Origin of the sequence: Streptomyces sp. NPDC046465 (genome assembly GCF_040646035.1) — a bacterium.
Lineage (GTDB): Bacteria > Actinomycetota > Actinomycetes > Streptomycetales > Streptomycetaceae > Streptomyces.
In genome coordinates this window covers 107,984-133,969 of sequence record NZ_JBEYZK010000013.1, presented here as the reverse complement: position 1 = coordinate 133,969, position 25,986 = coordinate 107,984, and the positions used below count along the sequence as shown (strand labels likewise).

The window sequence follows — 25,986 nt, the reverse complement described above, 5'->3', positions numbered from 1 at the left end:
AACCGAAGACCATGTCTGATCTGCGAAAAGAAGTCTCCGACCTGGAGCGCAAGTCGGCGACAGCCGCCCGTCTCTTCGACATCCGGCGCATCATCGGCGGCCTGTTCGTCGTCTACGGAGTCATCGTGACGATCGCCGGGATCACCGCGTCCGACGCCGACCTGAAGAAGGCCGAGGACATCAACATCAACCTGTGGACGGGCCTCGCGATGCTCGCCCTCGGGCTCTTCTTCCTGGTGTGGCTGTGGCTGCGCCCGATGGTGACGCCCGCCGGGGAGCCGGAGGACGAGTAACCCCTCGCCCGACCCCTTGCCCGCCCCGGACGCCCGGGGCCCGGGTCACCGCGGTGGCTCGGGCCCCGTCGCCGTCTCCGTGCCTTCGGGGCCGTTGCCGTTGTTCGCGTAGAGCGACGTGGGGCGCTCGGCGCGCTCCAGGAGGCCCGTGCGCGCGGCGAGCGCGGCGGCCTCCAGGCGCGAGCCGACGCCCAGCTTCATCAGGACCCGCTGCACGTGCGTACGCGCGGTGCTGGGAGCTATCCCCATACCGGCGGCGATCAGCCGGGTGTCCTCGCCGTCCGCGACCCGCACCAGGACCTCGACCTCGCGGGGCGTCAGCATCTGCAGGAGGCGCTGGCCCTCGTCGTCGGGCTGCGCGGCCGGGTTGAGCAGCTCGCTGAAGGCGCCCTGCAGCAGTTGCGGCGCGACGGCGGCCTCCCCCGCGCGCGCCTTCATGATGGCGCGCTCCACTCCCTCGATGCGCTCGTCGTGGCGTACGTACCCGGACGCGCCGGAGGCGAAGGCCGCGGCGATCCCGCGCGGGCTCGGCACCGGCCCGAGCACCACCACCGCCACCTGCGGGCGGTCCCGCTTGATCTTCACGACCGGGTCGAACATGCCCGGTTCGGCGGGCGTCGCCGTGCCCAGGAGGCAGACCTCCGGGGCCCTGCTGATGACCAGTTCCGCCGCCCCTGCGGCGGGCGCGGCGGCGGCGAGCACCCGGTGCCCGCGCAGCTTCAGCGCCGAGGCGAGGGCCTCGGCGAGCAGTCGATGATCGTCGACCACCATGAGCCGCACACCCATAGCAACCCCCCAATTCCCCGACTGATCCCCAGATCGGCCCCCCGGCCCACCATCCCCCGGAAGCTACACGCTTGTTCGACGTTACGCGCCCCTACCGGGCAGAAGCGGCTCGGAATGCCTAAATCCCGGCTGTCGGGGGGCGTTGGGAAGTACTGAGTGGTACGCGAACGGCGACGGCCGCCCCCGGTGGTGCGAGGGGGGCGGCCGCCGCCGTGCGTGCTGCCGGGTGGCTACTTCGCGACGAAGCCGAGCGCCACGTACTCCTTCTCGTCCTTCGAGTAGGGCCTGCTCAGGAGCTTCTTGCCGAGGAACAGATGGCCGTTGCCGTAAAGGAGTTCGTTGGACTTCGGGACCATGCCGCTGATCGCCGAGGTGACCGACTCGGTGCCCGGGGTCTCCAGGAGCTTGGTCTCCTTCATCGTCTTGCCGTCGAGCGACACGATCTGGGCGCCCTGCTTGTAGCTGTGCGCCTTGTACGCGATGACGTTGCCGCCGTCCATGCGGACCGGGAAGATCTCGCCGTCGTCGCCCGCGGTCGCGCGGTCGCTGGTCGGCTTGCCGGTGGCCAGCGAGAAGGAGACGATCTCGTTGCTCCGGTTGTAGCTCTCACCACTGCCGTCGTGCTGCTTGGTCGGGACGTAGAGCCGGTCGTTGCCGACCGCGATCGCCGTGCAGCTGTGGACCAGGTTGACGCCGCAGTCGTGCTCGTACTTCCCCTCCTCCAGGGAGATCTTCGCGCGCAGCTTGCCGTTGCTGCCGAGCGAGAAGACGTCGGTCGCGCCGGAGGAGGTGATCTCGGTGGTGTCCTGGCCGAAGACGACCGGATTCGTCGAGATGATCTTGGCGTTGTCGACGCCGGGGGCGATCGGGTACGTCCACTTCTCGTCGCCGGTCTTCGGGTCGAGCAGCTGGACCTTCAGCGTCTGGTCACCGTACGTACCGCACTTGCGGACCGCGACGAGCTGGTCGCCGCCGCCGTAGCCGACGTCCTCGCACTTGCCGACCTTCGGCTTCCACAGCTGGTCGCCCTTGACGTCCCAGGCCGCGCCGCCGCTGGAGGTGCCCGCACCCGCGGCGATCGTGGTGCCGGAGATGGTGACTTCCTTGAACGTCGCCTTCACGCCGTTGGTGTCGACGCTCTTGGTCCAGAGCTTCTTACCGGACTTGAGGTCGATCGCGGAGACGTTGGAGCACGGCTCGTAGTCCCCCTTCTTGCTCCGCTCGGCCTCTTCGGTGACGACCGCGGCGATGCCGTCGTCGGTGACCTCGGGCGACATCGCGCAGGCCATGCCGGAGAGCGGGATGGACCACTTCTCCTTGCCGGTCTCCGGGTCGTAGCCGTTCACTTCGTTGACGCCCGACTTGGCGTAGACGTCATCGGTCAGGACCGAGCCCGTGGCGTTCCAGATCTGATCCTTGGGGATCTCCGGCTGGGGCAGCTGCATGAGGACCTTGCCCGTGGGGTCGGCCGGGGCCTTCTCCTTGGCCGGGCCCTGGCCGGGCAGGCTGTCGCCGCCCTTGCCCTCGCCGCCCTTGCCGCCGCCCTTGCCCTTCTCGCCGGAGCCCTGCGCGGTGGTCTTGGGGTCGTCGTCCTTCGTCGAGGCGTAGTAGACGCCGCCGCCGACGATCAGCGCGATGGCCACGACCGCGGCGCCGATGATCATCATCTGGTTGCTGATCTTCTTGCCGCCACCGGAGCCGCCGTCCGGACTGTTCCCGGGCTGCGGCTGCATCGGCATGGTGGGGGGCTGCTGATAGCCCTGCTGGTACTGCTGCTGGTACTGCTGCTGATAGCCCTGCTGGTACTGCGGCTGGGCGGGTTGCGCGGGCTGCGCGGGCTGGGTCGGGTACCCGTAGCTCTGCGGAGGCTGGGGTGCCTGCGGAGGCGGGGGTGCCTGCGGGTAGCCGTAGTTCGGCTGGCCCGCCGGGGGCGCCGGAGGGGCCGCGGGCGGCGCGGGCGGCGGCGTCTGCGGGGGCGGCGGGGTCTGCGGGGCCGGGGCCTGCGGGGCCGGGGCCTGCGGGTAGCCGTACGAGGGGTCGGGGGCCTTGCCGAAGCCTCCGGGCGGAGGGTCCTGCGGGGCGCCGAAGCCGCCCTGCGGGGGCTGGTTCGGGGGCTGGCTCGGCGGCTGGTTCGGTGGCTGGGGCGGCTGGGTCATGACGTCGTCTATTCCTTGGGGACGGGAGCGGTCGAGAGCGTTCAAGAAGGTGCTGACGGAGCGGCGGAGCAGCTCACTTGCCGTAGGCGAGCATGAGCTTCGACTGGCCGGAACTGCTCAGGATGCTGGTGGTGGAGAGGTACAGGCGCCCGTCCACGTACTCGACGTCCTTCGACAAGAAGCCGCTCTCGATCTTCGACGTGCCCTTCGGGTGCCGCAGAAGGGTCTTGGGCTTGTGCGAGCCGGACGTGGCGATGGAGACGACGCGGCCGCCGGAGTCGTAGGACGAGGTGACGTACGCGGTCAGCTCGCCGTTCTCGACCTTCAGCGGAAGCATCGTTTCGTCGATCGGCGACTTGGTGCGCCAGGCCTCCTTGCCGGTGGCCAGACTCGTCGCGACGACCTCGTTCGCGCCGCTCTTCTCATCGGTCGGCAGGTAGAGGTAGTTGTCGTCGACCGTGGCGCCCAGGCACCCGCCCAGCGCCCGGCTGCCGTACGAACTGTCGCACTCCGGCGCGAAGTTGTCGTCGGAGACGACCTCGGAGCGCGTCTTGTCGCTGCTCTCCTTCAGGACCGTGATGTTCCACTTCTTCTTGTCCTCATTGCTGAGGTACACCACCGTGGGACTCACGGAGTAGACCGCGTCGATGCGCCAGCCCTTGGGGAACTTCTTGGTCCACAGGGCCCGGCCGGTCTCCGGGTCGAGCTGCTGCAGTTCTTCGTGCTCGGTGGGGGTGCGCGCCCCGCAGGACAGGGCCATGATCAGCTGCTTGCCCCCGGCGAAGCCGTTGGGGAAGCAGGTGCCCTCGTCCTTCTTGTCCGCGACGTAGAGCTTCTTGCCGTCGCGCATCCGCAGCGCCGTGCCGGACTGGTCGCGGCCGACCATCAGCACGTCACCGACGAGGACCATTTCGCTCCGCGACGCGAAGTCGAAGAGGCCCTCCTTCTTGACCGTCTTGTGCCAGCCCTTGTCGCCCGTCTTGAGGTCGACGGCCTGGAGCTGGGTGCAGTCGGCGTCGCTCTTGGCGCTGTCCTTGTAGGCCACGACGATCCTGCCGTCGTCGGTGGCCTCCGGGGTCGCGGAGCAGATCTTCTGCGGGAACGTGATGGCGCTCCACGCGGTCTTGCCGGTCTTCACGTTGTACGCGAGGAGCTGCTTGTACGCGGCCTTGACCACGATGTCGCCGTCGATCCACATGCCGGGGGCGTCGCCGCCGGAACCGGGGACCTTCGGCGCCTCCTTGTACCAGAGGACCTTCGCCTCGCCCGCCTGGCGACCGGCGTTGAGGTCTTCCTTGCCCTCGTGGCCGTCGCCGCTGCCGTTGCCGGGGTTGACCGGGGCGGTTGCGGAGGGCTTGGGGTCCTCCGTCTCCTTCGCCTCGGGCTTCTTGTCGTCGTCACCACCGCCGACGACGGCCCAGGTGACACCGCCCGCGACGAGCAGCGCGGCCACGGCCGCGGCGACGATCACCACGAGCTTGTTGCGCTTGTTCCCGCCGTTCCCGCCGTTCCCGTCACCGGGTGCGCCCGGTCCCGCGGGGAACTGCGGCTGCGTCGGCGGCTGCTGCGGATACCCGTACTGCGGCTGGGTCCCGTACGGGCCCGCCTGACCGGGCTGGGTCGGCTGCCCGTACGGGCCCGGCTGCTGGGGCTGCCCGTAGGGGCCCGGCTGGGTGGGCTGCCCGTAGGGGCCCGGCTGCCCGTAAGGGCCGGGCGGGCCGGGCTGGGCCGGGTAGCCGTAACCGGGCTGGGGCTGCGGTGGCTGCGGTGGCTGGTTCGGTGGCTGGTTCGGTGGCTGTGGAGCTCCGAAGCCGCCGGGCGGCGGCTGGTTGGGCGGCTGAGTCATCAGCGCTTCCCCCTTCACTGACTTTCGGCACGCCAAATGGTGCTGAGGCCAGCCTTTCTATCACCCTGACGCCCTACCACACGGGTCCGGCCCTGTCGCTGTCCCCAAGGGCAGACATAGCCGTAATCCGGCCGTTATGCGTCCTCCACGGGAGCTCTACGCATCCTCCGCGAGCTCAAGCCAGCGCATCTCCAACTCGTCGCGCTCGCCGATCAGTTCACGGAGCTCGGCGTCCAGTTTGGCCACCTTCCCGAAGTCCGTGGCGTTATCGGCGATTTGGGCGTGGAGCTTGGTCTCCCGCTCGGAGACCTTGCTCAACTGCCGCTCGACCTTCTGGAGCTCCTTCTTGGCGGCACGGCTGTCCTTGGCCGAACCCGAACCCGAACCCGAACCAGACCCCCCGGCGGCCGGGGCGGCCACCGCACCGGCACCCTGCCCGGACGTGCTCGCGGCCGGGGTCGCGGCGGCGCCGGTCTCCGCCATCCGCTGCCTGCGCTCCAGGTACTCGTCGATGCCGCGCGGCAGCATCCGCATGGTGAGGTCGCCGAGCAGCGCGAACACCTTGTCCGTCGTCCGCTCCACGAAGAACCGGTCGTGGGAGATCACGACCATGGAGCCGGGCCAGCTGTCGAGGACGTCCTCGAGCTGGGTCAGCGTCTCGATGTCGAGGTCGTTGGTGGGCTCGTCGAGGAAGAGGACGTTGGGCTCGTCCATCAGGAGCCGCAGCAGCTGCAGCCTGCGCCGCTCACCGCCGGAGAGATCACCGACCGGCGTCCACTGCTTCTCCTTGTTGAACCCGAACGTCTCGCAGAGCTGGCCAGCGGTCATCTCCCGGCCCTTGCCCAGGTCGACCCGCTCGCGCACCTGCTGCACGGCCTCGAGCACCCGCAGCGTCGGCTTCAGTTCGGCGACCTCCTGCGAGAGGTAGGCCAGCTTGACCGTCTTGCCGACGACGACCTTGCCCGCCGCGGGCTGCACCTCACCCTGGCTGCGCGCGGCCTCGGCCATGGCGCGCAGGAGCGAGGTCTTGCCCGCGCCGTTCACGCCGACCAGACCGATGCGGTCGCCGGGGCCGAGGTGCCAGGTCAGATGCTGCAGGAGCAGCTTGGGCCCGGCCTGTACGGACACGTCCTCCAGGTCGAACACCGTCTTGCCGAGCCGCGTCGTCGCGAACTTCATCAGCTCGCTGGTGTCGCGCGGCGGCGGCACGTCCGCGATCAGCTCGTTGGCGGCCTCGATGCGGAACTTCGGCTTGCTGGTGCGGGCCGGGGCGCCGCGCCGCAGCCAGGCGAGCTCCTTGCGCATCAGGTTCTTGCGCTTGGTCTCCTCGGTGGCCGCGATGCGCTCGCGCTCGGCGCGGGCGAAGACGTAGTCGGAGTAGCCGCCCTCGTACTCGAAGACGGAACCGCTCTGGACGTCCCACATGCGCGTGCACACCTGGTCGAGGAACCAGCGGTCGTGCGTCACGCAGACGAGCGCCGAGCGCCGGTTGCGCAGGTGCCCGGCGAGCCAGGCGATGCCCTCGACGTCCAGATGGTTGGTCGGCTCGTCGAGCACGATCAGGTCGGGTTCGCCGATGAGGAGCTTCGCGAGCGCGATACGGCGCCGCTCGCCGCCGGAGAGCGGACCGATGACGGTGTCGACGCCCTGCGGGAACCCGGGCATGTCCAGGCCGCCGAAGAGTCCGGTAAGGACGTCACGGATCTTGGCGTTGCCCGCCCACTCGTGGTCGGCGAGGTCGCCGATGACCTCGTGCCGGACGGTCGCCGTCGGGTCGAGCGAGTCGTGCTGCGTCAGCACGCCGAGCTGCAGCCCGCCGTTGTGCGTGACCCGGCCGGTGTCGGCCTCCTCCAGCTTGGCGAGCATCCGGATGAGGGTGGTCTTGCCGTCGCCGTTGCGCCCCACGACGCCGATCCGGTCCCCCTCGGACACGCCGAGCGAGACGCCGTCGAGCAGGGCACGGGTCCCGTACACCTTGCTGACTGCCTCGACATTGACCAGGTTGACGGCCATTAACGCTCCAGGGAAGGGGATCGATCGATCCCCCAGCCTAGTCGCCCGCGCGAGCGGACCTTCGGCCGCTCCGGGCGTACTTGATCAGTCACGCTGCGTGGCTACAACACCTACAGCGCCTACAGCACCGTGGCGCCCGCGGCGGGGGCCTGCGCCACCCGTGCCGCGCGGCAGGTGCCGGACGCCGTCAGGGCCTCGGCGATCCGTCGCGCGGAGCCCGCGTCCCCCGCGAGGAACGCCGTCGTCGGCCCCGAGCCGGAGACCAGCGCGGCGAGCGCACCGGCCGCGGTGCCCGTCGCGAGGGTGTCGCGCAGCGAGGGGAAGAGCGAGAGGGCGGCGGGCTGCAGATCGTTGCCGACGGCGGCGGCGAGGGCCTCGGCGTCGCCGCCGCGCAGGGCGGCGAGCAGCGCGGGGGACGCCGTGGGGGCGGGCGCGTGGGGCGTGAGGCGGTCGAACTCGCGATAGACGGCGGGCGTGGAGAGCCCGCCGTCGGCGACGGCGAACACCCAGTGGAAGGTGCCCCCGACGTCGAGGAGCTCCAGCTTCTCGCCCCGCCCGGTCCCGAGCGCGGCGCCGCCCACCAGGCTGAACGGCACGTCGCTGCCCAACTCGGCGCAGATGTCGAGCAGTTCACCCTGCGAGGCGCCGGTCCCCCACAGCGCGTCGCACGCCACGAGCGCGCCCGCGCCGTCGGCGCTGCCACCGGCCATGCCTCCCGCGACGGGGATGTCCTTGGCGATGTGGATGTGCACGTCGGGCGCGATGCCGTACCGCGCGCCGAGCAGCTCGGCGGCCCGCGCGGCCAGGTTCGTACGGTCCAGGGGCACTTGGTCGGAGCCGGGCCCCTCGCAGGTCACCCGCAGCTCGTCGGCGGCCGTGACGGTGACCTCGTCGTAGAGCCCGACGGCGAGGAAGACGTTGGCGAGGTCGTGGAAGCCGTCGGCGCGCGCGGCGCCCACCGCCAGCCGCACGTTGACCTTCGCGGGGACCCGTACCGTCACGCTCACGCGCCGGTCTCCTTGTGCTCGGCGATCCGCGCGAACTCCTCCACGGTCAGCGCCTCGCCGCGCGCCTGCGGCGAGACCCCGGCGGCGACCAGCGCGGCCTCCGCGGCGGCGGCCGACCCCGCCCACCCGGAGAGGGCGGCCCGCAGCGTCTTCCTGCGCTGCGCGAAGGCGGCGTCGACGACGGCGAACACCTCCCGCTTGGACGCGCTGGTCTTGACCGGCTCGGCGCGCCGCACCAGGGACACGAGGCCCGAGTCGACGTTCGGAGCGGGCCAGAAGACGGTGCGCCCGATGGATCCCGCGCGCTTCACGTCGGCGTACCAGTTGGCCTTCACCGACGGCACTCCGTAGACCCGCGACCCCGGCCCGGCGGCGAGCCGGTCGGCGACCTCGGCCTGCACCATCACGAGCGTGCGCTCGATGGTGGGGAAGGTGTCGAGCATGTGCAGCAGGACGGGCACGGCCACGTTGTACGGGAGGTTCGCGACCAGCGCGGTGGGCGCGGGGCCCGGCAGCTCCCTGACGAGCATGGCGTCGCTGTGCACGAGCCCGAAGGAGGTGGCCTTGTGCGGGAGGCGGGCCGCCACCGTCGCGGGCAGTGCCCCGGCGAGGGCGTCGTCGATCTCGACGGCGGTGACGTGGGCCGCGGTCTCGAGCAGGGCCAGGGTCAGGGACCCGAGCCCCGGGCCGACCTCGACGACCACGTCGTCCGGGCGGACCTCCGCGGTGCGGACGATGCGCCGCACCGTGTTGGCGTCGATGACGAAGTTCTGGCCGCGCTGCTTAGTCGGACGTACGCCGAGGGCAGCGGCCAGTTCGCGGATTTCGGCGGGGCCGAGGAGGGCGCCGTGCTCTGTGCTCACCGCACCAGGTTACGGGCCCTCACGACGACAGCCGTCTACAGCCGTCGCCCGCAGTGCGGCCAGGGGCTTGCGCCCCGCTGCACGTACAGCTTCTTCGCGCGGAACGTCTGTTCCGCGGCCGCCGCGTCCTGCGGCCGTCCCGAGCCGCCGAGCGCCTGCCACGTCCGCGTATCGAACTGGTACAGCCCGCCGTACGTACCGGAGGGGTCGACCGCGCCGGGCCGGCCGCCCGACTCGCAGTGGGCGAGCGAGCCCCAGTCGAGCTGGTCCGCCCCGGCCACCGACGACGGCATCTGCTTCGTGCCGACCTTCACGATCCGCTTCTGCGGCTCCCGCACCACCTCGGTCCGCACCCGGCGCGGCTTCTGCTTCACGCCGTTGACGGTCCGCACCGTGTACGTGACGCGTCTGACGCCCGCGTGGCCCGCCTGCGCCACGACCTCCGTGCCCCGGAAGAGCGACGCGTCCTCCTTCCTCTCCACCTCGAAGGGGATCGGCTCCTCCTGGACCTCCTTGGTCCCGGTGACCCGCATGACGGTGACGGTCTGCCCGTCGCGCGGGAAGCTCTCGGACGCGACCGACGTGGTGTCCTGCCCGCGCAGCCGCACCCCGGACTCGGCGACGGCCTCGCCCACGGTCGCCGCGTTCGTACGGATGGTCCGCTCCCGCCCGTCCGCCATGATCGTGACGGTGCGCTCCGTGAGGACGTCGAGCGCGAGTCCGTCCCGGTCGATGCGCCGGCTGCGCGAGGCCGACAGGGACGCCCCTTCCGCGCGCACCCCGAGCTGCCGCAGCGCGCCGTCGACGGTGCGCGCCGTGGTCCACACCTTGCGCCGCTCCCCGTCGAGGGTGAGGTGGACGGGCCGGCCGTAGCGGACGGCGATCTCGTCGCCGCTGGCGAGGGCGGTCCCGGACGCGGGCGCCACGATGTCGTGCGTGCCGACGGCGACGCCTTCGTCGGCGAGGAGTTCGCCGACGTCGTCCGCGAAGGTGTGCAGGGTGCGCGGGTGGCCGTCGACGATGAGCTCGACGGCCTTGTCGTTGGCGACGAACGCGGACGTGCCGCCCGCGAGGAAGGCGACGACGAGGGCCTGCGGCAGCAGCCGCCGCATCGCGTCGGGGCGCTCGGAGCGCGCGGGACCGCCTGCCGCGCGGCCGGACGTGCGGCCGGACGTGCGGCCTGTGCTCTTGCGGCGCGCGGCCCGCCCGCCGCCGTCGGCGGACTGCTGCCGCGGCAGCAGTCCCTCGTCGGGCGCGGCGGGAATGGCGTCGAGGAGGGTGACCTCATACTCGCCAGCGCCGTATCGGGGCTCGCCGTATCGCGGCTCGCCGTACCCGGCATCGGCGTACGCGCTCCCGACGAAAGCCGCACCCCCGAAGGCCGCGCCCCCATAGGCGGCACCACCGTACGGCGCCTCGCTCCACGCCTCGTGCGGCACTTCGTGCGGCGCTTCGTACGACGCTTCGTACGGCGTCTCGTAGGACAGCTCGTACTGCTGCGGCGGCTGTGGCGGTTGTGGTTCGTAACGCGGTTCGTACGTCTCGTACGGCGAATTGCTCACGACGACGCTCCAGAGGTCCGTACCGGGCGGACAGAACCTAGCGGAGCTCTCGTCACTCTCCAAAGCAGCGCGACTACGCTGTGTCGCCGCGTTGACCTGAGCTGTCCCCCGCGGGGGCAGGCGCCGTTATCGGTCAGTAAGCAAAGGCGCGCGCCGTGTTCGCGGAGACGGCCGTGGCCATGGCGTCCTCGTCGATACCGCGAATTCCGGCCATCGCGCGCAACGTGACCGGAATGAGATACGGGGCGTTAGGCCGTCCGCGGTACGGGGCGGGCGTGAGGAACGGCGCGTCCGTCTCGACGAGCACGAGATCGAGCGGTGCGACGGCCAGCGCGTCGCGCAGATCCTGCGCGTTCTTGAAGGTGACGTTGCCGGCGAAGGACATGAAGTAGCCGTGCTCGGCGCAGATTTGCGCCATCGCCGCGTCGCCGGAGTAGCAGTGGAAGACGGTGCGCTCGGGGGCGCCCTCTTCCTTCAGGACGCGCAGCACATCGTCGTGGGCCTCGCGATCGTGGATGACGAGCGTCTTGCCGTGCCGCTTGGCGATCTCGATGTGGGCGCGGAAGGACCGCTCCTGCGCGGCCATGCCCTCCGGCCCGGTGCGGAAGTAGTCGAGGCCGGTCTCACCGACGCCGAGCACGTGCGGCAGCGCGGCGAGCCGGTCGATCTCGGCGAGCGCCTCGTCCAGGGCGGTGTCGCCGCCCGCCGCGCGGGCGCCCTGCCGGGACCAGCCGTCGGGGTCGCCGAGGACGATGCGGGGCGCCTCGTTGGGGTGGAGGGCGACGGTCGCGTGCACGCTGTCGTGCGCGGCGGCGGTCTCGGCCGCCCACCGGGACCCGCGCACGTCGCACCCCACCTGCACCACCGTCGTGACGCCCACGGCGGCGGCCTTGGCGAGGCCCTCCTCCACCGTGCCCGACTGCATGTCGAGGTGGGTGTGCGAATCGGCGACCGCGACCCGGAGCGGTTCGGGAAGGGGCGGCGGGACGTCGGCGTTCTTCGAAGGCATGCCCTCGATCCTACGAAGCCCGCCGCGGGGGCGGCGCTAGTGCCCCTTGCGGTGCTGGAAGGGGTGCAGCAGGTCGGACAGGTGCCAGTGGTGATCGGTCCCGTGCCCGGCCACCGTGGCACCACCGGCGGCGACGACGTCGGCGTCGGCCTGCGGCGGGTCCACCGGCCCCGCGGGCTTGCCCACCCGGGTGCCGTCGTGCTGCCGCCTCATCATGTCGAGCACCGAGGACACCTGCCCCGCCCGCATGATCCGCACGACGTGGCCACCGCAGTTCACACAGGTGGGCCGGGTCAGCGGCGACGGCACATGGCTGCCGTCCGCCAGATACATCACGAATTCATGACCCGTGGCGTCCACGTGGTGCTCTATCTCGTACGCCTGCTCCCAGCCGTGCCCGCACCGCATGCAGGCGAAGGCGTACGACTCGTGAACGACGTTTGTCGCCGTCGTGGGGTGGCCGGTGTCTGCGATCTCACTCATGCCAGCTGCTCCTCTTGCCCGAGGGACAAGCACTGCCGGAGTCCCGGGAAGGCCCGGGACCGGAAGCGTGGGGACGGGTGCGTCCCTTCAACCAGTGGACGCTTTTCCCGGAGCAAGCGCATCAGACCTGTCGAGCATTGGAGCCGTTTTGGCCTTTCCATAGGAAAGAGGCCTGGTGCGGGGCCCGCGCTTTGCCATTCACGATAGTCCTTTGCCTCCCGATGGGCTGCCCCGATCCGCATTCTTTGCCGCCACGACGGCATCGAAGACGTCCCTCTTGGGAAGGCCCGCTTCGGCGGCGACCGCGGCGATGGCCTCCTTGCGCCGCTCGCCCGCCTCCTCGCGGACCCGCACCCGGCGCACCAGCTCCTCGGGGCTGAGCTCCCCGGCGCTCTTCTCGGGGGCGCCCTCGACGACGACGGTGATCTCCCCGCGCACGCCGTCGGCCGCCCATTCGGCGAGCTCCTTCAGCGCACCGCGCTTGACCTCTTCGTACGTCTTGGTGAGCTCGCGGCAGACCGCGGCCCTGCGCTCCTCGCCGAACGCCTCGGCCATCGCGGCGAGCGTGTCGTCGATGCGGTGCGGGGCCTCGAAGTAGACGAGGGTGCGGCGGTCCTCCGCGACCTCCTTCAGGCGCGAGAGGCGCTCGCCCGCCTTGCGCGGCAGGAAACCCTCGAAGCAGAAGCGGTCCACCGGCAGGCCCGAGAGCGCGAGCGCGGTGAGCACGGCGGAGGGACCCGGCACGGCCGTCACCCGCACGTCCCGCTCCACGGCGGCGGCGACGAGGCGGTAGCCGGGGTCGGAGACGGACGGCATCCCCGCGTCCGTCACGAGCAGCACTCGCGCGCCGCCCACCAGGGCCTCGACCAGCTCGGGCGTGCGCGCGCTCTCGTTGCCCTCGAAGTACGAGACGACCCGCCCGCCCACCTGGACGCCGAGCGCCTGGGTGAGCCTGCGCAGGCGCCGCGTGTCCTCGGCGGCGACGACGTCGGCCGACGCCAGTTCGGCGGCGAGCCGCGGCGGCGCGTCGGTGACATCGCCGATGGGCGTGCCTGCCAACACAAGGGTTCCGGGGGAATTTGCGCTTCCTGTCACTGTTCCATCCTCGCAGGGCCCACGGACGGGACTCGCACAGTCTGGTTCCCTACGATGGCGCGGTGACCAGTACCGCGTCTTCCCCGGACACCCGCGAGGGCCAGGCAGCCGAGGAGCAGCAGCCCTCGTGGCAGCGGCGGCTGCGCCGATTCGGGCATGCGGAGCGGCCCAGAGAGGACGTCGCGACGCGCCTCGTCCCCGCGTACGCGGAGCCGAGCCCCCGCCTGTGGATGACGCTCGGCCTGTCGAAGCCCTTCGCGGAGCAGGTGGTGCGCTGGTCCGGCTGGGCGGGCCCGCTGCTGATCACGCTCGTCGCCGGGATCACCCGCTTTCTGAACCTCGGCAATCCCAAGGCCGTGATATTCGACGAGACGTATTACGCGAAGGACGCCTGGGCGCTCATCCACCGCGGCTTCGAGGTCAACTGGCCGGACAAGGTCAACGACGACGTCCTGCGGCAGGGCAGCGACATCGCGATCCCGCACGACGCGGCGTACGTGGTGCACCCGCCGGTCGGCAAGTACGTGATCGGCGTCGGCGAATGGCTGTTCGGCTTCGACCCGTTCGGCTGGCGGTTCATGACGGCTGTGCTCGGCACGCTGTCGGTGCTCATGCTGTGCCGGATCGGGCGGCGGCTGTTCCGCTCGACGTTCCTGGGGTGTCTGGCGGGCGCGCTGCTCGCGGTGGACGGCCTGCACTTCGTGATGAGCCGCACGGCGCTGCTCGACCAGGTCCTGATGTTCTTCGTCCTGGCCGCGTTCGGGTGTTTCCTGATCGACCGGGACAAGGCGCGGGCGCGGCTCCTTGCGGCGCTGCCGACCGACGAGGACGGCCGGGCGCGGCCCGACCTGCGGGTCGCGCAGACGGCGCGGCTCGGGTGGCGGCCCTGGCGGTGGGCGGCCGGGCTCTGCCTGGGGCTCGCCTTCGGCACCAAGTGGAACGGCCTGTACGTGATGGTCTTCCTCTGTCTGATGACGGTCCTGTGGGACGTGGGCGCGCGCCGGGTGGCCGGGGCGGTGCGGCCCTACCGCGCGGTCCTGAAGCGGGACGTGCTGCCGGCGTTCGTATCGACGGTGCCGGTGGCCCTCGCCACGTACGTCGTGTCCTGGCTCGGCTGGATCCTCTCGCCCGCGGACGGCTCCGGCGGCTATTACCGCGACTGGGCGGCGACGAGCGGCAAGGGCGGCGGCTGGACCTGGCTGCCGGACTGGGTGCGCAGCCTGTGGCACTACGAGCACGCGGTGTACGAGTTCCACGTGGGCCTGTCCTCGCCGCACACCTACCAGTCGAACCCGTGGAGCTGGCTCGTCGACGGCCGCCCCGTCTCGTACTTCTACGAGTCGCCGCTGCCCGGCAAGGACGGCTGCCCCGCGGACACCACCGACAAGTGCGCCCGCGAGGTCCTCGCGCTCGGCACCCCGGTGCTGTGGTGGGTGGCGGCCCTCGCGCTGCTCTACGTGCTGTGGCGGTGGGCGTTCCGGCGCGACTGGCGGGCGGGCGCGATCCTCTGCGGCGTCCTGGCGGGCTATCTGCCCTGGTTCTTCTACCAGGAGCGGACGATCTTCTACTTCTACGCGGTCGTGTTCGTACCGTTCCTCTGTCTCGCGGTGGCGATGCTGATCGGCGCGCTGCTCGGGCCGCCGGGTTCGAGCGAACGGCGGCGCATGGCGGGCGCCGCGGGATCGGGCGTCGTCGTCCTGCTGATCCTCTGGAATTTCATCTATTTCTGGCCCATCTACACCGGTACCGCGATTCCCATCGATTCCTGGCGGTCACGGATGTGGCTGGATACATGGGTGTAACGCACACCATGGACACCGTCGGATAACGACAGCCCCTGTCTCCACCCCCGCCCCCTTAGGGTTCTGGGCGAACGACCCTCCCGGGCATACCCGGGAGGGCTCCTGGGGAGGGGAGCGCTTCATGCGCAGCGGAGTAAAGGTCGCGCTGGTCGGCGGGGTCTTCGCCGTGGTGGTGGGGGGCGCCGGGTACGGCGCGTACAACGTGGTGAACGGCGTGAACGGGGGCAACCGTTCGCCGGGCCCCGGCGGCGGCGAGGTGAAGACGGGCCCGCTCGCGAGCGGCGAGGTGCGGGACGCCGCACGGGAGTTCCTCACGGCATGGGCTTCCGGCGACATCGACGGAGCGGCCTCGTACACGAACAACAGCGAGCAGGCGGCCAGGGCGCTGACCGCCTACCGCGAGGACGCCCACCTGACCAAGGTGAAGCTCACCCCGAAGCCGGCGTCCGGCACCCGGGTGCCGTTCTCCGTGTCCACGACGGTGTCGTACGAGGGGAAGAGCAAGCCCTTCCGTTACGACTCCCAGCTCACCGTCGTCCGCGGCGAGACCACCGGCCGCCCGCTCGTCGACTGGCGGGCCGCGGTCGTCCACCCCTCCCTGGAGAAGGGGGACACGCTCGTGACCGATGAGGCCTCGGCGCCGCCCATCCAGGCGGTCGACCGGGCGGGCGTCGTCCTGCGCGCGAAGGACTACCCCTCGCTCGGCCCCGTCCTCGAGGAGCTGCGCGGCAAGTACGGCGACAGCACGGGCGGCGAGCCCGGCGTGGAGCTGTACGTCCAGCACGAGGACGAGAACGCGGGCACCCGCACGCTGGTCACCCTCGCGAAGGGCAAGCCCGGCAAGCTGCGCACCACGCTCAGCGCGGGCGTGCAGAAGGCGGCGGAGGAGGCGGTCCTGCGCAACGCCGAGTCCTCGGTGGTGGCGCTGAAGCCGAGCACCGGCGACGTCCTCGCCGTCGCCAACAACCGCAAGGACGCGTTCAACGCGGCGTTCTCCGGCCGGGTGGCCCCCGGTTCGACGATGAAGATCCTCACGTCGGCGATGCTCATCGACAAGGGGATCACCAAGGCGGGCGGCGCCGCGCCCTGCCCGGCCACCGCGACCTGGCAGAGCCAGACCTTCCACAACCTGACGGGCATGGCGCCGAACGAGTCCGCGACGTTCTCGGAGGACTTCGCGCGCTCCTGCAACACGGCGTTCGTGAAGCTCATCGACGAGGACGGCCTCACGGACGCCTCGCTCACCGAGGAGGCGCGGGACAACTTCGGCCTGGGCGGCGACAACTGGAAGGTCGGCATCCCCTCCTTCGACGGCTCCGTGCCGGAGTCCGCGGGCTCCGACCGCGCGGCGAACGCCATAGGCCAGGGCAAGGTCCAGATGAACCCGCTGAACATGGCCTCCATCACGGCGACGGCGATGACCGGCTCCTTCCGGCAGCCGGTGATCGTGCCGCGCTCCCTCGACGACCGTGACCTGGCCACCGCGCAGGGCCTGCGCCCCGCCACGGTCCAGCAGTTGCGGCAGATGATGAACCGCACGGCGGTCAGCGGCACCGGGGCGCGCGCCATGGCGGGCCTGGGCAGCGACGTCGGCGCGAAGACCGGCTCGGCGGAGGTCGACGGCCAGGAGAAGTCGGACAGCTGGTTCACCGGCTACCGGGGCGATGTCGCGGCGGCCGCGATGACGCAGCGGGGCGGGCACGGCGGCGACGCGGCGGGACCCATCGTGGCGGCGGTGCTGGGGGCAGGGTAGAGGGTCGGCCGGTGCGCCGCCCGGACGGGCGGCGAAATTGGTCAAGGGCTTCTCCGCGCGCCTCTAAGGTGGCCTTCCGGTGAGGAGCCGGGGGTTCTTGGGGAACTGCTGCGGAGGGTTTGTGGGCAAGCGAAGGCGCGCCGCCGAACGCAAGAGCGTCGGCGGCAGAAACATGAAGGTCCGTCCGGGAGTGCTCGGCGGGGCTGCGGCCGCGGTCGTGTGCGGGGTGGGGGCCGCCGCGTTCGCCTTCTCCGGAGGCTCCGGTTCCGATGGGGGCGGCTCGTCCGTCGACGAGAAGCAGGTGGCGACGGGCCCGCCGACGGCGGCCGAAGTGCGCACCACCGCGCGGGCGTTCCTCGCCGCGTGGGCCGAGGGCGACGCGGCGCGGGCGGCCGCGCTCACGGACGACCGCGCGGCAGCGGCCAAGGCCCTGACGTCCTACCGCAAGGACGGCCACCTCACGAAACCCCGTCTGACGCCCGGCAAGCGGTCGGGCGCCGACGTGCCCTTCAAGGCGGCGGCCACGGTCTCGTACGAGGGAAAGAACAAGCCCTTGTCGTACGCCTCCGAGCTCACCGTCGTCCGCAGGAAGAGCGACGGCAAGGTGCTCGTCGGCTGGCGGCCCTCCGTGCTGCACCCGGAGCTGAAGCGGGGCGACCGGCTGGTCACCGGCGAGGCGGGCGACCCGCCGATCAAGGCGGTGGACCGGGGCGGCGCCGAACTGACGCGGGAGAAGTACCCCTCGCTCGGCACGGTCCTCGACGGGCTGCGCGAGAAGTACGGCAAGAAGGCGGGCGGCAAGGCGGGCGTCGAGCTGCGCGTGGTGCGGGCGGGGTCCGACGCGGCGAAGAAGGACGCGTCGGAGAAGGACACGTCGGGGTCGGCATCGACGAAGAAGAAAAACGACGCCGACTCGGTGCCCGACAAGACGCTCCTGACGCTGGCCCCCGGCACGCCGGGGACGCTGAAGACGACGTTCAGCGGTTCGCTGCAGTCGGCCGCCGAGAAGGCGACGGCCAAGCGGAAGCGGGCCTCCGTCGTCGTGGTCAAGCCCAGCACCGGCGAGATCCTCGCCGCCGCCAACTCCACCCCCGGCGGCTTCAACACGGCCTTCCAGGGCTCCATCGCGCCCGGCTCCACGATGAAGGTCATCAGCTCGTCGCTGCTTCTGGAGAAGAAGCTCGCGGGCGTGGACAAGAAGCACCCGTGCCCCAAGTACGAGACGTACGGCGGCTGGAAGTTCCAGAACGACGACAAGTTCGAGATCAAGGGCGGCACGTTCCGGGCGAGTTTCGCCCGGTCCTGCAACACGGCCTTCATCAGCCAGGCCAAGAAGCTCCAGGACGACTCCCTGACCAAGCAGGCGCAGGAGGTCTTCGGGCTCGGCCGCGACGACTGGTCGATCGGCGTGCCCACCTTCGACGGGGCGGTCCCGGTGCAGAGCGACGCCCAGATGGCGGCCTCGCTCATCGGGCAGGGCGCGGTCCGGATGAACCCGCTGAACATGGCGTCGGTGGCGGCCACGGTGAAGTCGGGCAAGTTCAAGCAGCCCTACCTCGTCTCGCCCGACCTCGACGACCGCAAGCTGGCGACCGCGTCCCGCACGATGTCGGGCTCGACGGCTTCGGCGCTGCGGGAGCTCATGCACTACACGGCGGTCGCAGGAACGGCCGTCGAGCCGATGTCGGGTCTCGGCTCCGACATGGGCGCGAAGACCGGCTCGGCGGAGGTCGACGGCCAGAAGAAGCCCAACGGCTGGTTCACCGCGTACCGGGGCGATCTGGCCTCGGCGGCGGTCGTCCAGGAGGGCGGGCACGGCGGGGACTCGGCGGGGCCTGTGGTGCGGGCGATGCTGCTGGCCGGGGGCTGAGTCCGCGGTTCGACGGTGCGGGCCGCGGCGTCCGGTCCCGCCGCTCGGTTCGGTCCGCCGCTCGGTACGGCTTGTCCGCTCTGCGGATACGTGCTCGCGTGCCCCGTACATGGACCGCTAGCGTGCCGGGCATGAGCGCTACCTCACCCGTACCGTCCGACGCCCACCCCCGATTCGCCGAGGCCCTCAAGCAACTGGGTCTCGGCGATCTGCTTCCCCGGGTCCGCCGCTTCCCCGACCACACCCGCACCGCGGCGGAGGCGGCCGCGGCCGTCGGCTGCGAGCTCAGCGAGATCTGCAAGTCCTTGATCTTCGCGGCGGACGGCGTGCCGATCCTGGTCCTCATGGACGGCTCGTCCCGCGTCGACCTGGACCTCGTACGCGGCGAACTGGGCGCGGAGAAGGTCACCCGCGCCAAGGCGGACATCGTCCGCGAGACCACCGGCTACTCGATCGGCGGCGTCCCGCCCTTCGGCCACGCCACGAAGACCCGCGTACTCGCCGACCGCTCCCTCCTCCGCCACGACGTGGTGTGGGCGGCGGCCGGCACGCCCTACGCGGTCTTCCCGATCGCCCCCGATGCCCTGGTCGCCCACGCGGGCGCCACGCTGGTGGACGTGCGCGAGACCTCCGAGTGACCCCGCTGGTCGCGGCAGCCGTCCTGCTCGCCGCCGTCACGCACGCCAGCTGGAACGCGATAGCCCACCACATCACGGACAAGCTGGTCGGCTTCACCCTGATATCCGGCGGCGGCACGCTGATCGGCCTGCTCCTGGCCCCCTTCGTCCCCCTCCCGCACGCCGAGGCCTGGCCCTACCTCCTCTTCTCCGCGGCCCTCCACGTCGGCTACTACGCGCTGCTCATGCGGTCGTTCAAGCTCGGCGACTTCGGCCAGGCCTACCCCATCGCACGCGGCACCGCACCGCTGGTGGTCACCGTCCTCGCGGCGGTCTTCGCGGGCGAGGTCCCCGACGCCTGGCAGGCGGCAGGCGTCGCCGTCTCCTGCGCGGGCCTGACCTGGCTCGCCCTGTGGGGCATCCGAGGTTCGGGCCGCCGCCCCGACTGGGCGGCGATCGGCGCGGCCCTCGCGACGGGCGTCTCCATCGCGGCATACACGGTGGTGGACGGCCTCGGCGTCCGCGCCTCCGGCTCCTCGATGGCCTACATCGCCTGGCTGATGATCCTGGAGGGCATCGCGGTCCCGCTGTACGCGGCGTACCGCTGGCGCGGCGAACTGCTCCCGCGCCTGCGCCCGTTCGCCGCGGTGGGCCTGCTCGGCGCGGCCCTCTCGGTCACCGCGTACGGCCTGGTCCTATGGGCCCAGACGAAGGCGGACCTGGCCCCGATCTCCGCACTCCGGGAGTCCTCGATCATCGTAGGAGCGGCAATCGGCGCGGTCTTCTTCAAGGAACGCTTCGGGGCGCCGCGGTTGCTGGCGGCGGGGTTGATGGTGGCGGGGATCGGGTTGATGCTGCATGCGGGGTAGCCCTCCCGGGCGGGGGAGCTGAGGGGGCGGCACGTTCCGGTGGCCGCCCCCTCCCACTGCCTGGGCTCCGCTTACACCTCCGCTCACGGGTCCGGCGTCGAGACCTCTGCCCACACCGCCTTCCCGGGCCCGGTCCGCTCGGTGACGCCCCACCGGTCGGCGAGGGCGAGGGCGGCGACGAGGAAGAGCCCACGACCCGAGCACGCGTCACTGTCCGGCAGCGGCATCGGTCGCGGCAGCTCGCAGGCGGCGTCGTGCACCTCGATCCGTACGCCACCCGACATCCGCAGGTAGCGGGTCTCCACCTCCCGCCCTCGGGGCACGACCCCATGAACGACGGCGTTGCCGAACAGCTCCGACAGGACGAGCAGCGCGATGTCCTCGGCACCGCTCAACTCCCAGGCGGCCAGCACCTTCCGCAGCCCTTCCCTGGCCCGCCCGACGGACCGGGGGTGCCGGGGCCACCTGAGTACGACGACGCCGTGCGCTTCTCCCTCCATCAGGCCGCCGCCACACCGTGGATGAACCGTGGCCCCACGTCGACACCGTGCACGGCGAGCCACAGCGCCCGCCTCCGCCGCCGCTGCAACCGCAGCTCGTCGGCTACGAGGTAGGGCCGGACGATCGCGTTTTCCTCTCCGTTCAGCAGGTCCAACTCGACGTACGGACCGAGCTGTTCCCACCCGGGCGGCAGGAAGGTGGGCCCGCTTCGGTGCCGCCCCGTAGCCGGGAGCAACAACCGCAACAGTGCCCCGAAGAGACGGGCGATAAGGTCAGCCATGTCAGCGCTCCTCCAAGCGTTGGCCATGCCCCCGGACGCCGTGTCGCGTCGCGGGGGTGTTTCCGTGCGCTGCGGCACGCGGCAGCAGCAACGCCCCACGGTGATGAACAGATCACAGTGGGCAACCAACACCAGATTGCACCCGCAGCGATTCGAACTGCAACCGAACCGTTTGGAAATAGTTCCAACTTCCCGAGCGAGCCCTACTCTTGGTCCCGCAACGCACTGTGCAAGGGGGCTCACATGTCGCAGCCGCGACCCACTGTCCGCCGTCGCCGACTGGCGTCACTTCTCGTCGAACTGCGTGAGGCGGCAGGCAAGTCGATGGAGGACGCCGCAGAACGCATCGGCTGTCACAAGACAAAGATCAGCCGCATCGAGAACGCCCGGCTCGGCGTCTCGCTGGGCGAGTTGCGGGATCTACTCACGTTCTACGGAATCGATGACGCCTCATACATCGAGGAGTTGGTGAACCTGGCCCGGCGGGGAGGGGAGCGGGGCTGGACCCGTAACCTCGGAGCGACGCTCCCTTCGTACGCCGACCACATCGACTACGAGGAGACGGCCAATTACATCCGCTCGTTCCAACCGCTGCTGATCGCCGGGCTCCTACAGACGCCTGACTATGCGCGAGCCCTCTACGGAGCCAACCCCGAGAAGTTCAGCAGCGAGCAAGTGGACCAGTACGTGCACACCCGCATGCAGCGCCAACAAGTCCTGGAGAGGGACGACGCACCCCACCTTGTGATCATCGAGGGTGAGGCAGCGCTCCGGAACGAGGTGGGTGGCAGAGAGGTGATGGCGCCGCAGCTCGACCGCCTGATCGAGTCCGCCGACCGCCCCAACATCGATGTGCAGGTGCTGCCGTTCAATGGCGGCGCCCATGTAGGGCTCACCGGAGCCTTCGTACTGTTCGGCTTCCCCACCCCCGCTTTCTCCGACGTCGTGTGCGTGGAGCACATCACCGGGACCCTGCACATGGAGACCACGGAGGAGATGCGCTCGTATACGCTCGCGTTCGACTCGCTGAGGTCCCTTGCGCTGAGTCCTGCGGCCAGCCTCGATCTGATCCGGCGAGTCAGGAATGAACTCTGACGAACTGAAAGTCGAGGTAGCCACCATGCTGCTCGTCCCCGAACTCGGCAACGTCGCATGGCGCAAGAGCAGCTACAGCGGCGGGGGTTCGGGAGGAGGCGACTGCGTGGAAGTCGCCGACCTCCCCCGCCACACCGCGATACGCGACAGCAAGAACCCGAGCGGCCCCGCCCTCACCTTCCCCCAAGAGGCATGGGCCCCCTTCGTCACGGCGATCAGGTCGCCCCACACCTGGTAGCCGTGGGAGCGCGAGCCAACGATCAACGACGGAGCTGCCCGGATCCAGCACATCCTCACCACTAAGCCGCAACAGATGGATGACCAACCGTGAGCGCCGAGATAGTCACCGAGTTCCGCAAGTCGTCGTACTCGGACCAGCAGGGCGACTGCCTTGAGGTCGCACACACCAGCATCGGGGGGCACGCCGTACGCGACAGCAAGAGACCGGCGGGACCGACCCTCGCCTTCCGCCAGGAGGCGTGGGACGACTTCGTCGCGGGGATCAAGTCGGCCCGCTCCAGGTAGCCGAAGTCAGCCACCCGCTGCGCGGATACGGTGTCCAGCTCGATGGACACCGCCCCCCATCCTCCCGAGGACGTTCATGCCCCACGAACCGACGACCGCAGCCGAATACTGGGACAAGTACAAACCCCACAAGGGCGAGGGGCCCCAGGCCGTGCCACAGGCCGACCGGTTCGAGTGGACTCAGTATCCCGGTCACGGGCCCGGTGCCGAGATCCTCGGCCGCCCCCGCCGCGCTCTCGAGCTGGGACCGGCCGAAGGCAAGGAAGCCGCTCACCTGGCCCACCGAGGCGTGGACGTGACGGCGGTGGACTTGTCCGCGGTGCAGATCGAGCGGGCCCGGACCTTTTGGTGGGAGACCCCGGGGCTGTCCTTCGTCCACGGGGAGGCCCGCGCGTTCCTCGCCGCCGACACCACGGCGTACGACGCGATCTATTCGGTGTGGGGCGCCGTGTGGTTCACCGACCCCGAGGATCTGTTTCCAGTCGTCGCCACGCACCTCACCCCCGGCGGCATCTTCGCGTTCTCCCAAGCCGAGCCCGTCGCCGGTTTCTACGGCCCCCAGCAGATGCGCGGCAAGTGGCTCGAGGGGCGTGAGCGCGAACTCACCGTGATGCGCTGGCAGTTCTCCCCCGAGATGTGGGCGGACATACTCAAGCGACACAGCTTCACCGGCGTCGACGCCCACATCCTCAAGGCCCCCGACCCCAAGAGCTTGGGGACTCTCATGGTGCGCGCGCAGGCTCCGCGGTAGGCGCGGTAGGACCGGTCGAGGCCGAAGTCCACGGGCTACGTCGCCTCGCGCAGCGCCCGTACCAGTGCCTGTGCCCGTGGGTCTGCCGTCACTCCCTTGTTCATGCCGTTCGTCACGTAGCCGAAGGCGAGGCCCGAGTCCGGGTCTGCGAAGCCGAGGGCGCCGCCGCGGCCGGGGTGGCCGAAGGAGGCGGGGGACAGGAGCGGGGACGCGCCGCCGTGCAGCATGTAGCCGAGGCCGAAGCGGGTGGTGACGACCAGGACGCGGTCGGGGCCCGCGGACGCCTCGGTCCGGGCGAGCGCCACCGTGTCGGGGGTGAACAGGCGCCGCCCGCCGGGCACTTCGCCGATCAGCGCCGCGTAGAAGCGGGCGATCCCGTCCGCCGTGGCCACGCCGTTGGACGCGGGCAGCGCCGCCGCCCGGTACGCGGCGTCGTTCTCGTCCGGCACGGGATCGATCGCGCCGAACGCGCGGCGGGTCAGCGAGGCGGGGTCCTCGTACGCCTCGGACACGTTCCGCTTGGGGCGGACTCTTGGGCCACCCGGCGCCGGGGGCGGGTCGATGCGGCCCAGTCGGCCGGCCCGCGCCGCCTCCGCCTCCGGGAGTCCGACCCAGAGGTCGAGGCCGAGCGGGCGGGCGATCTCGGCCGCGATCCACTCCCCCACGGGCCGCCCCGTCACGCGCCGCACCAGCTCGCCGACCAGCCAGCTGTACGTATGCGCGTGGTAGCCGTGCTCCTCGCCGGGCTCCCAGAAGGGGGCCTGCGCCGCGACGACCGCGGCGGCGAGGTCCGGGTCGAGCGCCTCGGCGGGCGTCAGCGGGCGGTCCAGGGCGGGGACGCCCGCGCGGTGCGCGAGGACGTGCCGGACCAGGACCCGTTCCTTGCCGCGCGCCTTGAACTCCGGCCAGTAGTCGCCGACCGGCGCGTCCAGGTCCAGCTTGCCGCGCTGGTGCAGCAGGAGCAGCGCGGCCGCCGCCACGCCCTTGGTCGCCGAGCGGACGATCTGCGCGGTGCCGGGCTCCCACGGCGCGTCACCCGCGGCGAGGTCCCCGTCGACGTCCTTCGCGCCGCCCCACAGGTCCACGACCTGCTGCCCGTCGCGGTACACGGAGACCGCGGCGCCCCGTTCCCCGCGCTCGCCGAAGTTGCGTACGAAAGCGTCCCGGACCGGCTCGAACCCGGCCGCCACCGTGCCGTGCACCCCGACCCCGCCGCCCTGAACCCCACCCATGACATCGTTCATGACCTCGTTCATGACAAGGTCAACGGACCCGCACCTGCCGTCGATTCCCTAGCGTCCCGCCTTCACCGTCTTCGGATCGAAGCCGAAGGGCAGTTCCAGCCGGTGTGCGCTCATCAGGTCGTCGTCGGAAAGGAGCTCACCCGTCGGCCCGTCGGCCGCGATGACGCCCTCGCTGAGGATCAGCGCACGGGGGCAGAGCTCCATGGCGTACGGCAGGTCGTGCGTGACCATCAGGACCGTCACGTCCAGGGACCGCAGGATGTCGGCCAGCTCGCGGCGCGAGGCCGGGTCGAGGTTCGAGGACGGCTCGTCCAGGACGAGGATCTCCGGCTCCATGGCGAGGACCGTGGCCACCGCCACCCTGCGCCGCTGGCCGAAGGAGAGGTGGTGCGGCGGCCGGTCCGCGAACTCCGCCATGCCGACCTGCGACAGGGCCTTGAGGACCCGCGCCTCCAGCTCCGGCCCCCGCATCCCGGCCGCCGCGGGACCGAAGGCGACGTCCTCGCGCACCGTCGGCATGAACAGCTGGTCGTCCGGGTCCTGGAAGACGATGCCGACCCGGCGCCTGATCTCCGCCATGTGCCGCTTGCCGACGGGCAGTCCGGCCACGGTCACCGTGCCCGCGCCGCCGGTCAGGATGCCGTTCAGGTGCAGTACGAGGGTCGTCTTGCCCGCGCCGTTCGGCCCGAGCAGCGCGACGCGCTCGCCGCGCCCGACGGTGAGGTCGACGCCGAAGAGCGCCTGGTGCCCGTCGGGGTAGGCGAAGGCCAGTCCGGCCACGTCGAGAGAAGGTGGTGCAGAGGTCACAGGGTCCATCCCAACAGGCATACGACGAGTGCGGTCAGCGGCAGGGCCAGCGCGTACGTCCACTGCGCCCGGGAGGCCTCCACCTCGTCGATGACCGGCATCGACCCGGCGTAACCGCGGCTGACCATGGCCAGGTGCACGCGCTCGCCCCGCTCGTACGAGCGGATGAAGAGCGCGCCCGCGGACTTGGCGAGGACGCCCCACTGCCGCACGCCCCGCGCCTCGAAGCCGCGCGACTCGCGGGCGATCTTCATGCGGCGCATCTCGTCCGTGATCACGTCGCCGTACCGGATCATGAACGAGGCGATCTGGACCAGGAGCGGGGGCAGCTTGAGGCGCTGCAGTCCGAGGAGCAGGGCGCGCAGTTCGGTCGTGGAGGCGAGCAGCACGGACGCGGCGACGCCCAGTGTGCCCTTGGCCAGGACGTTCCACGCGCCCCAGAGTCCGTTGACGCTGAGGGACAGGCCGAGCACGTCGACGCGCTCGCCCTGGGCGACGAACGGCATCAGCACGGCGAACGCCACGAACGGGATCTCGATCAGCAGCCGCTTCAGCAGGAACCCGGCCGGGACGCGGGCGGCGTACGCGACGACGCCGAGCAGCACCGCGTACAGGCCGAAGGCCCACATCGCCTCGCGCGGCGTGGAGACCACCACGATCACGAAGCAGAAGACGGCCGCGAGCTTGGTGTGCGGGGGGAGCGCGTGCACCGGCGAGCGGCCCCGGCGGTAGAGCCGGTGGGCGTGGCCCGCACCCATG

25 protein-coding genes are annotated in these 25,986 nt (G+C 71.1%); 10 read left to right on the top strand and 15 right to left on the bottom strand.

All coding sequences use genetic code 11. From position 1 onward, the window contains the following. The first annotated feature begins 11 nt into the window (after nucleotides 1-11). Complete coding sequence (locus tag ABZ953_RS21575) at nucleotides 12-293, top strand: hypothetical protein (protein WP_361726261.1); 282 nt, start codon at nucleotides 12-14, stop codon at nucleotides 291-293. Between the two features lie 45 nt (nucleotides 294-338). Here ABZ953_RS21575 and ABZ953_RS21570 read toward each other — a convergent pair whose 3' ends face one another. The 10 genes from ABZ953_RS21570 to rsmI form a co-directional block, all read right to left on the bottom strand. Further along, a complete protein-coding gene (locus tag ABZ953_RS21570; protein ID WP_361726258.1) occupies nucleotides 339-1,079 on the bottom strand; it encodes a LuxR C-terminal-related transcriptional regulator in 741 nt (246 codons plus the stop codon). Between the two features lie 230 nt (nucleotides 1,080-1,309). Further along, entirely contained in the window at nucleotides 1,310-3,235 is a 1,926-nt protein-coding gene (locus tag ABZ953_RS21565) for a PQQ-binding-like beta-propeller repeat protein (protein ID WP_361726256.1), read from the bottom strand. Between the two features lie 73 nt (nucleotides 3,236-3,308). Further along, nucleotides 3,309-5,081: a PQQ-binding-like beta-propeller repeat protein gene (locus tag ABZ953_RS21560; protein ID WP_361726253.1), complete on the bottom strand. Its 1,773-nt coding sequence runs from the start codon at nucleotides 5,079-5,081 to the stop codon at nucleotides 3,309-3,311. A gap of 156 nt (nucleotides 5,082-5,237) precedes the next feature. Beyond that, on the bottom strand, nucleotides 5,238-7,094 hold the full coding sequence (locus ABZ953_RS21555) for an ABC-F family ATP-binding cassette domain-containing protein (protein WP_361726250.1): 1,857 nt from the start codon (nucleotides 7,092-7,094) through the stop codon (nucleotides 5,238-5,240). A gap of 119 nt (nucleotides 7,095-7,213) precedes the next feature. Continuing rightward, nucleotides 7,214-8,101, bottom strand: coding sequence for a 4-(cytidine 5'-diphospho)-2-C-methyl-D-erythritol kinase (locus ABZ953_RS21550; protein WP_361726247.1), 888 nt, complete (start codon nucleotides 8,099-8,101; stop codon nucleotides 7,214-7,216). Then, nucleotides 8,098-8,964 carry a 16S rRNA (adenine(1518)-N(6)/adenine(1519)-N(6))-dimethyltransferase RsmA gene (gene rsmA / locus ABZ953_RS21545; protein WP_361726244.1) on the bottom strand — a complete coding sequence of 289 codons (867 nt, stop codon included), beginning with the start codon at nucleotides 8,962-8,964 and terminating at the stop codon, nucleotides 8,098-8,100. Before rsmA ends, ABZ953_RS21550 begins: the two co-directional genes overlap by 4 nt. A gap of 35 nt (nucleotides 8,965-8,999) precedes the next feature. Then, a complete protein-coding gene (locus ABZ953_RS21540) occupies nucleotides 9,000-10,526 on the bottom strand; it encodes a ubiquitin-like domain-containing protein (protein WP_361726241.1) in 1,527 nt (508 codons plus the stop codon). 133 nt (nucleotides 10,527-10,659) lie between these two features. Next, nucleotides 10,660-11,535, bottom strand: a complete 876-nt coding sequence (locus ABZ953_RS21535) for a TatD family hydrolase (RefSeq protein ID WP_361726238.1) — start codon at nucleotides 11,533-11,535, stop codon at nucleotides 10,660-10,662. Nucleotides 11,536-11,571: 36 nt separating this feature from the next. Continuing rightward, a complete protein-coding gene (locus ABZ953_RS21530) occupies nucleotides 11,572-12,018 on the bottom strand; it encodes a hypothetical protein (protein ID WP_361726235.1) in 447 nt (148 codons plus the stop codon). A gap of 198 nt (nucleotides 12,019-12,216) precedes the next feature. After that, nucleotides 12,217-13,080 carry a 16S rRNA (cytidine(1402)-2'-O)-methyltransferase gene (gene rsmI, locus ABZ953_RS21525; protein WP_361726232.1) on the bottom strand — a complete coding sequence of 288 codons (864 nt, stop codon included), beginning with the start codon at nucleotides 13,078-13,080 and terminating at the stop codon, nucleotides 12,217-12,219. A 95-nt stretch (nucleotides 13,081-13,175) separates the two neighbouring features. Between rsmI and ABZ953_RS21520 the strand changes: the two genes are divergently transcribed. The 5 genes from ABZ953_RS21520 to ABZ953_RS21500 all read left to right on the top strand — a co-directional run bounded on the left by ABZ953_RS21520 (nucleotide 13,176) and on the right by ABZ953_RS21500 (nucleotide 20,024). After that, nucleotides 13,176-14,915 carry a phospholipid carrier-dependent glycosyltransferase gene (locus ABZ953_RS21520; RefSeq protein WP_361726229.1) on the top strand — a complete coding sequence of 580 codons (1,740 nt, stop codon included), beginning with the start codon at nucleotides 13,176-13,178 and terminating at the stop codon, nucleotides 14,913-14,915. Between the two features lie 121 nt (nucleotides 14,916-15,036). Continuing rightward, a complete protein-coding gene (locus ABZ953_RS21515; protein WP_361726226.1) occupies nucleotides 15,037-16,668 on the top strand; it encodes a penicillin-binding transpeptidase domain-containing protein in 1,632 nt (543 codons plus the stop codon). Between the two features lie 121 nt (nucleotides 16,669-16,789). After that, nucleotides 16,790-18,538 carry a penicillin-binding transpeptidase domain-containing protein gene (locus ABZ953_RS21510; RefSeq protein WP_361726223.1) on the top strand — a complete coding sequence of 583 codons (1,749 nt, stop codon included), beginning with the start codon at nucleotides 16,790-16,792 and terminating at the stop codon, nucleotides 18,536-18,538. A 131-nt stretch (nucleotides 18,539-18,669) separates the two neighbouring features. Next, nucleotides 18,670-19,176, top strand: a complete 507-nt coding sequence (locus ABZ953_RS21505) for a YbaK/EbsC family protein (RefSeq protein WP_361726220.1) — start codon at nucleotides 18,670-18,672, stop codon at nucleotides 19,174-19,176. Continuing rightward, on the top strand, nucleotides 19,173-20,024 hold the full coding sequence (locus ABZ953_RS21500) for a DMT family transporter (protein WP_361726217.1): 852 nt from the start codon (nucleotides 19,173-19,175) through the stop codon (nucleotides 20,022-20,024). Before ABZ953_RS21505 ends, ABZ953_RS21500 begins: the two co-directional genes overlap by 4 nt. Nucleotides 20,025-20,107: 83 nt before the next feature. Here ABZ953_RS21500 and ABZ953_RS21495 read toward each other — a convergent pair whose 3' ends face one another. Together ABZ953_RS21495 and ABZ953_RS21490 are read right to left on the bottom strand one after the other, a co-directional pair. Beyond that, nucleotides 20,108-20,524: an ATP-binding protein gene (locus ABZ953_RS21495; RefSeq protein ID WP_361726213.1), complete on the bottom strand. Its 417-nt coding sequence runs from the start codon at nucleotides 20,522-20,524 to the stop codon at nucleotides 20,108-20,110. Continuing rightward, nucleotides 20,524-20,805 carry a hypothetical protein gene (locus ABZ953_RS21490; protein ID WP_361726210.1) on the bottom strand — a complete coding sequence of 94 codons (282 nt, stop codon included), beginning with the start codon at nucleotides 20,803-20,805 and terminating at the stop codon, nucleotides 20,524-20,526. Before ABZ953_RS21490 ends, ABZ953_RS21495 begins: the two co-directional genes overlap by 1 nt. Before the next feature lie 243 nt (nucleotides 20,806-21,048). On the opposite strand from ABZ953_RS21490, the gene ABZ953_RS21485 reads away from it, so the two are divergent. From ABZ953_RS21485 to ABZ953_RS21470, 4 genes are all read left to right on the top strand, one after another. Beyond that, nucleotides 21,049-21,900: a helix-turn-helix transcriptional regulator gene (locus ABZ953_RS21485; RefSeq protein WP_361726207.1), complete on the top strand. Its 852-nt coding sequence runs from the start codon at nucleotides 21,049-21,051 to the stop codon at nucleotides 21,898-21,900. 25 nt (nucleotides 21,901-21,925) lie between these two features. Continuing rightward, complete coding sequence (locus ABZ953_RS21480; RefSeq protein ID WP_361726505.1) at nucleotides 21,926-22,138, top strand: DUF397 domain-containing protein; 213 nt, start codon at nucleotides 21,926-21,928, stop codon at nucleotides 22,136-22,138. Between the two features lie 89 nt (nucleotides 22,139-22,227). Then, on the top strand, nucleotides 22,228-22,425 hold the full coding sequence (locus ABZ953_RS21475; protein ID WP_361726204.1) for a DUF397 domain-containing protein: 198 nt from the start codon (nucleotides 22,228-22,230) through the stop codon (nucleotides 22,423-22,425). 76 nt (nucleotides 22,426-22,501) lie between these two features. Further along, nucleotides 22,502-23,176 (top strand): class I SAM-dependent methyltransferase, encoded by a 675-nt coding sequence (locus tag ABZ953_RS21470; protein ID WP_361726201.1) that lies wholly within the window; start codon nucleotides 22,502-22,504, stop codon nucleotides 23,174-23,176. Between the two features lie 35 nt (nucleotides 23,177-23,211). Here ABZ953_RS21470 and ABZ953_RS21465 read toward each other — a convergent pair whose 3' ends face one another. The 3 genes from ABZ953_RS21465 to cbiQ are packed head-to-tail and all read right to left on the bottom strand — an operon-like array spanning nucleotide 23,212 to nucleotide 25,985. Next, on the bottom strand, nucleotides 23,212-24,420 hold the full coding sequence (locus ABZ953_RS21465; protein ID WP_361726198.1) for a serine hydrolase domain-containing protein: 1,209 nt from the start codon (nucleotides 24,418-24,420) through the stop codon (nucleotides 23,212-23,214). A 48-nt stretch (nucleotides 24,421-24,468) separates the two neighbouring features. Continuing rightward, the gene (locus ABZ953_RS21460) at nucleotides 24,469-25,236 is read right to left on the bottom strand and encodes an ABC transporter ATP-binding protein (protein WP_361726195.1); all 768 of its coding nucleotides are present in this window, start codon (nucleotides 25,234-25,236) and stop codon (nucleotides 24,469-24,471) included. Continuing rightward, on the bottom strand, nucleotides 25,224-25,985 hold the full coding sequence (gene cbiQ, locus ABZ953_RS21455; protein WP_361726192.1) for a cobalt ECF transporter T component CbiQ: 762 nt from the start codon (nucleotides 25,983-25,985) through the stop codon (nucleotides 25,224-25,226). The genes ABZ953_RS21460 and cbiQ overlap by 13 nt, the downstream gene beginning before the upstream one ends. Nucleotide 25,986: the final 1 nt, after the last annotated feature.